Genomic DNA, 12558 nt, shown 5'->3' on the forward strand with positions numbered 1-12558 from the left:
CTTCGCGGGCCAAGCCATACGCCTACAAAAAGCAGGCATAAAAAAACGGCGACCCTCGGGTCGCCGTTTTTTTTTAGAACATCAAGCTACCGGATTGATCGGCTTTTCCGGGTACCAGACGTCGATCAGCGGGCTGACGGTTGCTTCGGTCAGTTCGCTGCGGCCTTTGAGCCAGGCTTCAACAGCGGCACGCTGCTCTTCGGAAACCGAGCCACGCTTCTGCAGGCACACCAGACCGAAGTCGTCGCCGCCAACATAGCCCAGACCGTTGGCTTCCATGGCTTCTTTCAGGAACGCGTCGAGGAAAGCATCAATGGCTTCATCAGCCAAATCTTCTTTGAAATCCAGGTTCAGTTCGAAACCCAGCTCTTGAAATTCATCGACGCACAGTTTTTTGCGCAGACGCTGGGAACGGTTAGTCGCCATTGGAACAATCCTCATAAGTAATAACGGGCCGCACTTTAGCAGTTTAAGGCGCCGATTGCCCGCCTCAGAACAGCGCCACACCTACCGCCGGTAAAAAAATAGCGGTTTAGCGGACCAGGGTACGGCACAAGCCGCTACACCTTGGGGCATAATGCCGACACTTTCATGACCGCCGAGGGAATTTATCTCCATGCCCTCGTCTTTTTCCCCCTCGGCTGTAGGGTTTTATTTCAAATGATCAAATCTTTGCGTCCATTGCTGCTGGCCAGTCTTCTTCTGCCCCTGGCCCTTCCTGTTTCCGCCGCGACGATCAACACCGCCCTGTCGCCCAACGTCGAAAAGGCCCTCAAGGCCAGCAAACTGCAGGACAGTGCCCTGTCGCTGGTGATGATTCCGCTCAACGGCCCAGGCACCCCAACCATTCATAACGCTGACGTTTCGGTTAACCCGGCCTCGACCATGAAGCTGGTGACCACTTATGCCGCGCTGGAAATGCTTGGCCCGAACCACCAGTGGAAAACCGAGTTCTACACCGACGGCACCCTCAGCGGCGGCATCCTCAATGGCAACCTCTACCTCAAGGGTGGCGGCGATCCGAAGCTGAACATGGAAAAACTCTGGCTGCTGATGCGCGACTTGCGCGCCAACGGCGTGACGCAAATCACCGGCGATCTGGTGCTGGACCGTGGCTTCTTCGTGCAGCCGCAACTGCCCGAGTTCAACGACGACGGCAATGACGAGAACAAACCATTCCTGGTCAAACCCGACGCGCTGCTGGTCAACCTCAAGGCCCTGCGCTTCGTGGCTCGCAACGACTCGGGCAAGGTCCTGGTGTCGGTCGAGCCGCCGATTGCCAGCATCCGCATCGACAATCAGGTCAAGGCGCTCAACTCCAAGCAATGCACCGGTGGCGTGCGCTACAACCCGGTGCCCCAGGCTGATGGCAGTGTCACCGTGACCGTCGGCGGCCAGTTGGGCGAAGGTTGCAGTTCCCAGACCTATCTGTCGCTGCTCGACCATGCAACCTATACCGCCGGCGCTGTGCGGGCGATCTGGAAGGAGCTGGGCGGCAGCATCCAGGGCCGGGATCGTCTGGCACCGACGCCGAGCAACGCCAAGGTGCTGGCCCGGGCCTACTCGCCAGACCTGGCGGAGATCATTCGCGACATCAACAAATACAGTAACAACACCATGGCTCAGCAGTTGTTCCTGAGCCTGGGCCAGAAGTTCCGCACCGACGCCGACGGTGACGACGCCAAGGCCGCCCAGCGGGTGGTGCGTCAGTGGCTGGCGAGGAAAGGCATTACCGCGCCGCACCTGGTGATGGAGAACGGCTCCGGTCTGTCCCGCGCCGAACGAGTGAGTGCTCGTGAAATGGCCGCGATGCTGCAAGCCGCCTGGCGCAGTCCGTATTCCGCCGAGTTCATCAGCTCGATGCCAATCGCCGGCACCGACGGCACCATGCGCAAACGCCTGAAGACCACCGCGATGCGCGGTGAAGCCCACGTCAAGACCGGCACCCTGAACACCGTGCGCGCCATTTCCGGCTACAGCCGCGACGTCAATGGCAATACCTGGGCGGTCGTGGCGATCCTCAACGACAAGGCACCGTTTGGCGCTTCCTCGGTGCTGGATCAGGTGCTGCTGGATCTGTACCGCCAGCCGAAACTGCCAGAAACGGCTTCGGTGTTGTAACTCCCAACCTGAAGCGGACGCGGAGCGTCCATTGAGGCGTTCCCACGCAGAGCGTGGGAACGATTATCTTGGCTGGGTTAACTCATCTGCCCCTCAACCCGATCCCTTCCCGCCTGCTTCGCCGCATACACCCCTGAGTCAGCCCGCAACAGCAGCGCATCCGCGCCCTCTCCGACCTTCCAGCTGGCAATCCCGAAACTCGCGGTGACGATCCCGACCTCGTCGATCGGCGCGCTGCGCAATCCTTGCCACAACTCAACGGCCAGCACATGAGCCTGTTTGCCGTCGATATCCGGACAGAGCACCATGAATTCTTCGCCGCCCAGGCGACAGAACACATCGGTGCACCGCAGGCGACCGCCAATGCGCTCGCACACAGCCTGCAATACCCGATCACCCACGGCATGACCGTGCTGATCATTGATGCGCTTGAAATGATCGATATCGAGCATGATCACCGACAACTCGCCACCGCCGCGCTCGACCCGGGCCATTTCGGTGGTCAGGCGCTCCTGGAAGTAGCGACGGTTATGGATCCCCGTCAGGGAGTCGGTCACCGACAGTGCGCGTAATTCCTCTTCCACCCGTTTGAGGTCGGAGATGTCCGAAATGTAGCCATGCCACAGAACACCGCCACCGGGCAGTTCCTCCGGCGTCGCTTCGCCGCGGACCCAGCGCAGACCACGCTCGGGCAATTGCACGCGGTATTCCTCGCGCCAGGGGCTGAGGGTGTCCGCCGAGGCCAGGATCGAAGCGCGGACCCGACGCGTGTCCTGAGGATGAATCCGCGCAAACACCGCTTCGGCGTTGAGCAACAGCACGTCCGGCTCGAGTTCGTAGATATCGCGCATACCGTCACTGGCGTAGATCACGCTGAAGCGCCCATCGAATTCCATCTTGAACTGATAAATCCCGCCAGGCACATGGGCGCTGAGTTTCTTCAACAACAGGTCCCGTGCCGCCAGGGCTTCGTGGACGCGCTTGCGCTCGGTGATGTCGATACAGATCGCCAGGTGCCCGACCCACAAGCCTTGCTCGTCGAGGACCGGGGTGGCCAGCATGTTCACCGTCAAATGGCTGCCGTCGCAGCGGAGCAGCGTCCACTCCCGGGCTTCGTGACCGCCCTCTTCCCCGCCTTCGACCAACATCGCCTGACACGTCGGGATAGGTTTGCCATAGCGCGCGCTCAACTCGGCCGAGCGCGCTTGGAGCTCCCGGGGCAGGTGCAGACTTTCCAGGGTCATATGGCCTATGACCTGCGCACTGGCATAACCGAGCATTTGCTCCGCGCCAGCGTTGAAGGTGCTGATGACGCCGCGCAGGTCGGTGGCGATGATCGCTACCTGAGTCGCAGCATCCAGCACACCACGCAACTGCCCATGGGTGCCGCGCAACTCTTGCTCACGGTCGTGAAGTTCCTGGGTCTGTTGTTCGACCAGTTTCAACGCCCGTTGGCGCTGACTGACCAATACATACAGAAACACACTGAGCAGCAGGCTGAGCAGACTACCGAGCACCACCAGGCTGGTCACCGAGGAATGGTTGGCTTTCAGGAACGCGGCGCTGGGATGCATATCCACTTGATAATCATGGTCGGCCAGTTGTAGCAAACGTGTGAAGGACAAGTCACTGGCCCCCGCCGTGTTGGTCGACTCGTACAACACTTCATGCTGCTCATCGGTGGACAAGTCGAGGATCCGCACCGAGAGAGAGTCATGATTTTCTTCCGGCAGTCCGTCCGCCAGTAGTTGGCGCATGCTGATCACCGCCATGACATACCCGGCGGGCGCGGCGTTCGGGAGGTTCTGACGGATGACGGGTGCTACCAGCAACACGCCCCGCGAATAGGCGGGCTCGATGCCTACCAGATGCAAGGGTTGCGACACGGCCATGCGACCATTGCGATCGGCCCGCTCCAGAGTCGAGCGACGCAGGGGCTGGGCCAGTAGGTCATAACCCAGCGGCGTGGGCAGTCGGCTCTGGGTTTGGGTGTAGAGCACGGGTACGTATTCATCTCGCAAGCCGGCTGGTTGCAACTGACCATCGGCGTTGAGTTCTCGAAAGATGAAACTGCTCAAACCTTGTTCAAGCACCGCGCGCTCAAGTAGAGGCCGTTCGACGCGGGAAACCCGGGGAGCCCAGGAGTAGGCCTGGGTGCGACGCAAGAGAGGTTTGGCGTAACCGTCGAATTCCTCGCGGGACACCGATTCGGAATTGACGAAGAACCGGCGCAAGCCGTCGAGGCGCTGCTCCTGATCTTCGAAACGTTCTTCGATACGGCTGTAACGTTCACTGGCGAGCAGCTGGAAACGTTGCCGCAATTGCTGATGAAATTGATTGAACGTCGCCCAGGCCAGCAATCCCGTGAGAATCCCGCCGACGAGCAATACCAGCAGCGCGACCAGCCAGGCCGAAACATCTTCGCGGATAAAACCCAGGATCTTGGGGCGCACGGCGTGCAGCGACATAGATACAACTCAAAACGCCAGGTGCCGGAAAAGCCCATTGGCCATGGGTTGAGTTATAGCTATTAGCCACTAATTTGACCAGCACTGAAAGAACCCAAGAGCCTTTAAAAATCAAGGCCCTGTGGATCCAATCAGGCTCAAGTGTCAGCGAGCAGTGATCTTCCAGGCACGGTGGATCTTGCCATTACGGGCGAAATCCGGATCAATGGTCTGGGCGGTGATTTCTTCAACGGCATAACGCTCGGTGAGATTTTCCTCGAGCTGGAACTTGCGGAAGTTGTTGGAGAAGTACAACACCCCGCCCGGTGCCAGACGCGCCATGGCCAGGTCGATCAACTGCACCTGATCACGCTGCACGTCGAAGATCCCTTCCATGCGCTTGGAGTTGGAGAAGGTCGGCGGGTCGATGAAGATCAAGTCGTACTCGTCACGGCAGGCATCGAGCCAAGCCATTACATCGCCCTGCTCCAGACGGTTCTTGTCGGAAAAACCGTTCAGCGACAGGTTGCGACGTGCCCAATCCAGATAAGTTTTCGACAGGTCGACGCTGGTGGTGCTGCGCGCGCCACCCTTGGCCGCATGAACGCTGGCCGTCGCGGTATAGCAATACAGGTTGAGGAAGCGCTTGCCGGTCGCCTCTTTCTGAATTCGCATGCGCATCGGTCGGTGGTCGAGGAACAGCCCGGTGTCGAGGTAGTCGGTGAGGTTCACCAGCAGCTTCACGCCGCCTTCGTTGACCTCATTGAACTTGCCCTGTGCGCTCTGGCGTTCGTACTGTTTGGTGCCGCTCTGACGCTCGCGACGCTTGACCACCACGCGGTTCTTGTCGATGTTCAACGCCTGCGGGATCGCCGCCAGGGCATCGAACATCCGCGCCGAGGCTTTTTCCGGGTCGATGGATTTTGGTGCGGCGTATTCCTGAACGTGGACCCAGTCGTGGTACAAGTCGATGGCCATGGAATATTCCGGCATATCGGCATCGTAGACGCGGTAGCAGTCGATGCCTTCACGCTTGACCCACTTGCCCAGCGCCTTGAGGTTCTTTTGCAGGCGGTTGGCAAACATCTGCCCGCCTTCGCTCAAGCGCGGTTGCTCGATCACCACCGGGGCCGGTTTGATCGGGTTGCCGTTCTTGTTGTACTTCTCGTACTTGCCCGGCGCTTCGATGTTCGACGGAGCATCGGATTCGGCCTGTTCACGCTCGATCTGGCGCTGTTCCGGAGTCCGACGCTCGCCGGTGACGAACTGGTCTGGCGTGACCTTGATCAGCAGCAATTTGCACGGCAAGGCGCCGTTCCAGAACGAATACTGCTTGTGGCTGCGGATGCCCATGCGCTTGCCCAGGTCCGGGGCGCCGGTAAACACCGCCGCTTCCCAGTTCAGGCACGCCTGACGCAGACGTTCGCCGAGATTCTGGTAGAGGTAGAGCAGGCTCGCCTCATCGCCCAGACGCTCGCCATAGGGAGGGTTGCAGATCACCAGGCCTTTCTGGTTCTGGTCCGGGCGCGGCTCGAACGTCGCGACTTCGCCCTGGTAGATCTTGATCCACTCGCTCAGGCCGGCACGTTCGACGTTATTGCGGCCCGGTTGAATCAGGCGCGGGTCAGCTTCGTAACCGCGAATCCACAGCGGTGGCTTGGCCAGGCCGGCTGCGGCGCGTTCGGTGGCTTCTTCGTGGAGCTTTTTCCACAGCGCCGGCACATGACCGAGCCAGGCGGTGAAGCCCCATTGCTCGCGACGCAGGTTTGGCGCCATGTCGGCAGCGATCATCGCAGCTTCGACCAGGAACGTACCGACACCGCACATCGGGTCAGCCAGCGCGCCGCCATCGGCGGCAATCCGTGGCCAGCCGGCACGGATCAGAATCGCCGCCGCGAGGTTTTCCTTCAGCGGCGCCGCGCCCTGCTGCAAGCGGTAACCGCGCTGGTGCAGGCTGTGACCGGACAGGTCGAGGGACAAAATCGCTTCGCCACGGTCCAGACGCAGGTGAATGCGCAGGTCCGGGTTGAGCTTGTCGATGGACGGACGATCGCCCTGCGGGGTGCGCAGTTTATCGACGATGGCGTCTTTGACTTTCAAGGCGCCGAAGTGGGTGTTGTCGATGCCCGAACCGTGACCGCTGAATTCGACCGCCAGGGTGCCGTCATTGAGCATGTGGTCTTGCCACTCGATGTCGAGCACGCCGTGGTACAGGTCTTCGGCGTCTTTCATCGGGAAACGCTTGAGCACCAGCAGCACCCGGTTCGCCAGACGCGACCACAGGCACAGGCGATAAGCGGTTTCCATGGTGGCCATGCCGCGCACAGCCGAGGTGTGCTCACGTGCTTCCTCAAGGCCAAGCCCGACGGCTTCCTCGATGAGCAGGCCTTCAAGGCCTTTTGGGCAAGTGAGGAAGAGTTCGAAACGATCGGACATGGTAATTCCAGAGCCTTTAGCTAAGTGAACCGGCAACGCATTGCCGATCCGGTTTTCAATCAGGCGTTTTTCTAACAGAACGCCCGCGTGGCACGAAGGTGTGCCGTCCCACCCTGACTGCTCGGATTAAAAGAGCTTAGATGCCAGGGCAGATAAAAAAGTTGATGCAACAAAATGTCATAAGTCGACCCTTCGTCGAATAGTCCCCAGGTGAACGGGTGTCATTCTCGTTAAAGGCCTCACCTCTCTCATCCCGCGCAGGGCCGATCATACCGGGCTTTGGCCAATAAACACGGGACAAATATCGTGTTACTTATGGCCATAGCATCTTTATGGTTACGTTCTTATGACAAAACGATCATTCCCTCGATGTGACGCATTGGTTAGAACTCAACTCAGGTTGACGTCGCAACGGCGTCAACACCTTGGCTCGCGACGCCGGCAGCGAGCCGCCAACGGCAGGATTTTTCTGCCTGACCTCGATTGAGGTCGACGCGATAAATACAGTCAACAAGTGAGGGCAACACCCTATGAGAAGACTTAAGCGTGATCCGTTGGAAAGAGCATTTTTGCGCGGATATCAATATGGCGTTGGTGGTAAATCCCGTGAGCTTTGCCCTTTTACTCTACCGTCGGTACGCCAAGCCTGGATCAATGGCTGGCGAGAAGGACGCGGCGACAACTGGGACGGTATGACCGGCACTGCGGGAATCCACAGACTCAACGAACTTCACGCCGTCGGCTAATACAGGGCACACACTCCGACACGACAATCTGATTACGCAACGACTTAACCACGCACGTCCCATCCGGACGGCGGGCTTCGGCCCAGGGGCTCCTTCGAGGAGCCCTTTTATGCCAACTACCCACACATTCCCCTGTAGCAGCTGCCGAGCCTGCGAGGCTGCGTTCGGCTGCGCAGCAGTCGTAGAATCAGACACCGCGGTCTTACTGGTACACCGTGCTTTCAGGTTTCACGACGGCTCCGCCGCCGAACGCTGCCTCGCGGTGCTCGGCAGCTGCTACAAATCAGCGTAGGGCGGCGATGGCATCTACCGATTCACGAATCAGCGCCGGGCCTTTATAGATAAAGCCCGAATAGATCTGCACCAAACTCGCACCCGCGGCGATTTTCTCAGCCGCGTGCTTGCCTTCGGTGATGCCGCCCACGGCAATGATCGGCAAGCGACCGGCCAGTTCCGCCGCCAGCACCTTCACCGTGTGGGTGCTCTTGTCGCGAACCGGTGCGCCGGACAAACCGCCCGCCTCGTCGCCATGTTCCAGGCCTTCGACGCCAACGCGACTCAGGGTGGTGTTGGTGGCGATGACCGCATCCATCCCGGTTTCGATCAACGCTTGGGCGACTTGAGCGGTTTCTTCGTCTGTCATGTCTGGCGCGATCTTGATCGCCAGCGGAACATGCTTGCCATGACGCAGGGCCAGTTCCGCCCGGCGGGTGGCCAGGTCGGCGAGCAATTGCTTGAGCGAATCGCCGAATTGCAGGCTGCGCAGGCCCGGGGTGTTCGGCGAACTGACGTTGACCGTCACGTAGCTGGCGTGGGCATAAACCTTGTCCAGGCAGATCAGGTAATCGTCAACCGCGCGCTCAACCGGCGTATCGAAATTCTTGCCGATGTTGATGCCCAGCACGCCCTTGTACTTGGCCGCCGCCACGCGAGCGAGCAAGTGATCGACGCCAAGGTTGTTGAAGCCCATGCGGTTGATGATCGCCTCGGCGTCCGGCAAGCGGAAAATCCGTGGTTTCGGGTTGCCCGGTTGCGGACGCGGAGTGATGGTGCCGATCTCGACAAAACCGAAACCCAATTGGGCAAACCCATCGATCGCCGCGCCGTTTTTGTCCAGACCGGCCGCCAAACCCACCGGGTTCGGGAACTCCAGGCCCATGACCGTCACCGGCAATTTCGCCGGTGCCTTGCACAGCAAGCCGTTAAGGCCCAAACGCCCGCCCGCGCCGATCAGGTCCAGGGACAGATCGTGGGAGGTTTCCGGGGAAAGTTTGAACAACAGCTGACGGGCCAGGGTGTACATGGGCAGGCTTGACTCGGTTGGCGATGAGAGGCGGCGATTATAGCCGCGCATCGAGTCCACAGGCGAGGCGCACGACAAAATCATCCAGCGATGGCATATGCCTTGCACCGTCACAGGCATCAGCACTCATGCCAACGGCGGGATGAGTGGAAGGACAATGGCGTCGTCACCCGGCTTTGCCCACGCAAAGGCCTGGGGCGACGCTTTTTTTTGGAAGGTGCGAAATCGATGAACGAACCATCAGCCGGCCCATTGGCCTGGGTCAATGGCAGCGATGCCCCGGAAAAAACCGTAATCAACCTCGGCTTCATGGCCCTGAGCGACTGCGCCTCAGTGGTGGTCGCGGCCACTCAGGGCTTTGCCCAACCCTACGGCCTGACCCTGAACCTCAAGCGCCAATCCTCCTGGGCCAACCTGCGAGACAAACTGGTTAGCGGCGAACTCGACGCCGCCCACAGCCTGTACGGCCTGATTTACGCCGTGCACCTGGGCATCGGCGGCGTAGCCTCCACCGACATGGCCGTGCTCATGAGCCTGAACCAGAACGGCCAGAGCATCAACCTCTCCCACGGTTTACAGGCCCTGGACGTGACCAGTCCTGAAGCACTGGACCGGCACGTGCACCAAAGTCGCCCAAAACTGACCTTCGCTCAGACATTTCCCACGGGCACCCACGCCATGTGGCTGTATTACTGGCTCGCGAGCCAGGGTATTCATCCTTTGCAGGATGTCGACAGCGTGGTGGTGCCGCCGCCGCAAATGGTCGCGCACCTGCAAGCCGGGCGCATCGACGGTTTCTGCGTCGGCGAGCCGTGGGCTGCCAGCGCGGTGCAGCAGAATCTCGGGTTTACGATGGCCACCAGCCAGACCCTCTGGCCCGATCACCCGGAAAAAGTCCTCGGCTGCACCCGCGCCTTCGTCGAGCAATACCCCAATACCGCCCGGGCATTGGTGATGGCGATCCTCGAAGCCAGCCGATTCATCGAAGCCAGCCGCGAAAATCGTCGCAGTACCGCGCAACTGTTAAGCGCGCCTGAGTATCTGGATGCACCGCTCGATTGCATCGAACCGCGCTTGCTCGGTGACTACGCCGACGGCCTGGGCAATCGCTGGCAAGACCCGCACGCGATGCGTTTCCACGGTGGTGGCGAGGTCAATTTTCCGTATTTGTCCGACGGTATGTGGTTCATGACCCAGTTCCGGCGCTGGGGTTTGTTGCGTGACGACCCGGATTACCTCGGCGTGGCCCGTCAGGTCCAGCAACTAGACTTATACCGTGAGGCCGCCACCGCTGTCGGTGTGCCCGCCCGGAATCAGGAAATGCGCAGCAGTCAACTGATCGACGGCAAAGTCTGGGACGGCTCGGACCCGGCCGGCTATGCCCGCAGCTTCACGCTGCACGCCATGAGCGACAGCGTTCCCCTTCTCGCCAGCCGCTGACAGGAGCCTACGAATATGTTGCGTATCCTGCTGATCAATGACACTGCGAAAAAAGTCGGGCGTCTGAAAGCGGCCCTGACCGAAGCCGGGTTCGAGGTCATCGACGAGTCCGGCCTGACCATTGACCTCCCCGCGCGCGTCGAAACGGTGCGTCCGGACGTAATCCTGATCGATACCGAGTCACCGAGCCGCGATGTGATGGAGCAAGTGGTGCTGGTGACCCGTGACCAACCACGGCCGATTGTGATGTTCACCGACGAGCACGACCCCGACGTGATGCGCCGCGCGATCAAGTCCGGCGTCAGTGCCTACATCGTCGAAGGCATTCACGCACAACGCTTGCAGCCGATTCTCGACGTGGCCATGGCGCGCTTTGAAAGCGACCAGGCCCTGCGCGCGCAACTCCACGCCCGCGACCAGCAACTGGCCGAGCGCAAGCGCATCGAGCTGGCCAAGGGGCTGCTGATGAAGATGAAGGACTGCAACGAAGAAGAGGCCTACACCCTGATGCGCCGCCAAGCCATGAGCCGCCAGCAGAAGCTGATACAGGTGGCGGAGCAGATTATTGCCATGAGTGAGTTGCTTGGCTGAAGCCTTGCGGAGCCTGTGCAGGCGACTCGATCTCACTTGTTGGCACAGATCTCGCTAAGTAAATCCCTGCAAGGTAACCAACGGCGGTTGCCCCACCTACGACAAAGACGTCGCTCACCTCATTCGCCCCCTTGGCGGATCGGGTAGCGGCGTTTTTCCGTTTTGGCCCCAGAGACCGGGGCTGGTGGTGCGGCCGTTGTGGCGCCCCACCTGCAAGCTCATGACTCCTTCTTGATACGCCTGACAGCTGAGGTGCGCGATGAATTCAAGCTTCTGGAAATCCGGCCATACCCCGACACTGTTCGCAGCCTTCCTCTATTTCGACCTGAGTTTCATGGTCTGGTACCTGCTCGGCCCAATGGCGGTGCAGATCGCCGCCGATTTGCAGCTGACCACCCAACAGCGCGGGCTGATGGTGGCCACGCCGATTCTGGCCGGGGCCGTGTTGCGCTTTGCGATGGGCCTGCTGGCTGATCGCCTGTCGCCAAAAACCGCCGGGATAATCGGCCAGGTGATCGTGATTTGCGCCCTGTTCGTCGCCTGGAAAGTCGGCATCCACAGTTACGAGCAAGCGCTGTTGCTGGGCCTGTTCCTCGGCATGGCCGGTGCGTCCTTCGCCGTCGCCCTGCCATTGGCCTCGCAGTGGTATCCGCCCCAGCATCAAGGCAAAGCCATGGGCATCGCCGGTGCCGGCAACTCAGGCACCGTGCTCGCTGCGCTGATCGCCCCGGTACTGGCTGCCGCATTTGGCTGGAGCAATGTGTTCGGCTTCGCCCTGATCCCGCTGATCCTGACCCTGATCGTCTTCTACTGGTTGGCCAAGAATGCGCCTGAGCGCCCGAAAGCCAAGTCCATGTCCGACTACTTGAAGGCCTTGGGTGACCGCGACAGTTGGTGGTTCATGTTTTTCTACAGCGTGACCTTCGGTGGCTTCATCGGTCTGGCCAGCGCCCTGCCCGGCTACTTCAACGACCAATACGGCCTGAGCCCAGTGACCGCCGGCTACTACACTGCGGCTTGTGTGTTCGGTGGCAGCCTGATGCGTCCGTTGGGCGGCGCGCTGGCGGATCGCTTCGGCGGGATTCGTACCCTGCTGGCGATGTACACCGTAGCAGCGATCTGCATTGCGACAGTGGGTTTCAATCTGCCGAGTTCCTACGCCGCGTTGGCGCTTTTCGTCTGCACCATGCTCGGTTTGGGTGCAGGCAACGGTGCGGTATTCCAGTTGGTCCCGCAGCGTTTTCGTCGGGAGATCGGTGTAATGACCGGGCTGATCGGCATGGCCGGCGGCATCGGTGGTTTCGCACTGGCAGCCGGTATGGGCGCGATCAAGCAAAGCACCGGCAGCTATCAAATGGCCTTGTGGTTGTTCGCCAGCCTCGGCGTACTCGCCTGGTTTGGTCTGCACGGTGTGAAACGTCGCTGGAGAACCACTTGGGGCTCGGCCGCCGTCACCGCAGCACGGGTGTGAGGA

Annotated in this window: 9 protein-coding genes; 5 read left to right on the plus strand and 4 right to left on the minus strand. The window is 60.4% G+C overall.

All coding sequences use genetic code 11. The features are described 5' to 3' along the window. Positions 1–81: 81 nt before the first annotated feature. Positions 82–426, minus strand: a complete 345-nt coding sequence (locus MMG91_RS08415) for a YggL family protein (protein ID WP_007896965.1) — start codon at positions 424–426, stop codon at positions 82–84. 234 nt (positions 427–660) lie between these two features. Between MMG91_RS08415 and dacB the strand changes: the two genes are divergently transcribed. After that, entirely contained in the window at positions 661–2121 is a 1461-nt protein-coding gene (gene dacB / locus MMG91_RS08420) for a D-alanyl-D-alanine carboxypeptidase/D-alanyl-D-alanine-endopeptidase (RefSeq protein WP_310659321.1), read from the plus strand. A 77-nt stretch (positions 2122–2198) separates the two neighbouring features. On the opposite strand, the gene MMG91_RS08425 is transcribed toward dacB, so the two are convergent. Both MMG91_RS08425 and rlmKL read right to left on the minus strand, forming a co-directional pair. Beyond that, positions 2199–4589, minus strand: a complete 2391-nt coding sequence (locus MMG91_RS08425) for a diguanylate cyclase (protein ID WP_310659322.1) — start codon at positions 4587–4589, stop codon at positions 2199–2201. A 144-nt stretch (positions 4590–4733) separates the two neighbouring features. After that, positions 4734–7004, minus strand: coding sequence for a bifunctional 23S rRNA (guanine(2069)-N(7))-methyltransferase RlmK/23S rRNA (guanine(2445)-N(2))-methyltransferase RlmL (gene rlmKL / locus MMG91_RS08430; protein WP_310659323.1), 2271 nt, complete (start codon positions 7002–7004; stop codon positions 4734–4736). Between the two features lie 530 nt (positions 7005–7534). Between rlmKL and rmf the strand changes: the two genes are divergently transcribed. Then, complete coding sequence (gene rmf / locus MMG91_RS08435) at positions 7535–7750, plus strand: ribosome modulation factor (protein ID WP_003223300.1); 216 nt, start codon at positions 7535–7537, stop codon at positions 7748–7750. A gap of 283 nt (positions 7751–8033) precedes the next feature. Here rmf and MMG91_RS08440 read toward each other — a convergent pair whose 3' ends face one another. Continuing rightward, positions 8034–9053, minus strand: a complete 1020-nt coding sequence (locus MMG91_RS08440) for a quinone-dependent dihydroorotate dehydrogenase (protein WP_305448933.1) — start codon at positions 9051–9053, stop codon at positions 8034–8036. A 228-nt stretch (positions 9054–9281) separates the two neighbouring features. Between MMG91_RS08440 and MMG91_RS08445 the strand changes: the two genes are divergently transcribed. The 3 genes from MMG91_RS08445 (at position 9282) to MMG91_RS08455 (ending at position 12555) form a co-directional block, all read left to right on the plus strand. After that, positions 9282–10493 (plus strand): CmpA/NrtA family ABC transporter substrate-binding protein, encoded by a 1212-nt coding sequence (locus MMG91_RS08445; RefSeq protein ID WP_310659324.1) that lies wholly within the window; start codon positions 9282–9284, stop codon positions 10491–10493. 15 nt (positions 10494–10508) lie between these two features. Next, a complete protein-coding gene (locus tag MMG91_RS08450) occupies positions 10509–11084 on the plus strand; it encodes an ANTAR domain-containing response regulator (RefSeq protein ID WP_008006986.1) in 576 nt (191 codons plus the stop codon). A 259-nt stretch (positions 11085–11343) separates the two neighbouring features. Then, positions 11344–12555: a NarK/NasA family nitrate transporter gene (locus tag MMG91_RS08455; protein WP_305448931.1), complete on the plus strand. Its 1212-nt coding sequence runs from the start codon at positions 11344–11346 to the stop codon at positions 12553–12555. Positions 12556–12558: the final 3 nt, after the last annotated feature.

It is taken from the genome of Pseudomonas sp. JL3 (assembly GCF_031570575.1).
Lineage (GTDB): Bacteria > Pseudomonadota > Gammaproteobacteria > Pseudomonadales > Pseudomonadaceae > Aquipseudomonas > Aquipseudomonas cucumis.

Coding starts and splice junctions, on each gene's coding strand:
- MMG91_RS08440 (WP_305448933.1), bottom strand. CDS start 9,053: ATGTACACCCTGGCCCGTCAGCTGTTGTTCAAACTTTCCCCGGAAACC.
- rmf (WP_003223300.1), top strand. CDS start 7,535: ATGAGAAGACTTAAGCGTGATCCGTTGGAAAGAGCATTTTTGCGCGGA.
- MMG91_RS08425 (WP_310659322.1), bottom strand. CDS start 4,589: ATGTCGCTGCACGCCGTGCGCCCCAAGATCCTGGGTTTTATCCGCGAA.
- MMG91_RS08415 (WP_007896965.1), bottom strand. CDS start 426: ATGGCGACTAACCGTTCCCAGCGTCTGCGCAAAAAACTGTGCGTCGAT.
- MMG91_RS08455 (WP_305448931.1), top strand. CDS start 11,344: ATGAATTCAAGCTTCTGGAAATCCGGCCATACCCCGACACTGTTCGCA.
- rlmKL (WP_310659323.1), bottom strand. CDS start 7,004: ATGTCCGATCGTTTCGAACTCTTCCTCACTTGCCCAAAAGGCCTTGAA.
- dacB (WP_310659321.1), top strand. CDS start 661: ATGATCAAATCTTTGCGTCCATTGCTGCTGGCCAGTCTTCTTCTGCCC.
- MMG91_RS08450 (WP_008006986.1), top strand. CDS start 10,509: ATGTTGCGTATCCTGCTGATCAATGACACTGCGAAAAAAGTCGGGCGT.
- MMG91_RS08445 (WP_310659324.1), top strand. CDS start 9,282: ATGAACGAACCATCAGCCGGCCCATTGGCCTGGGTCAATGGCAGCGAT.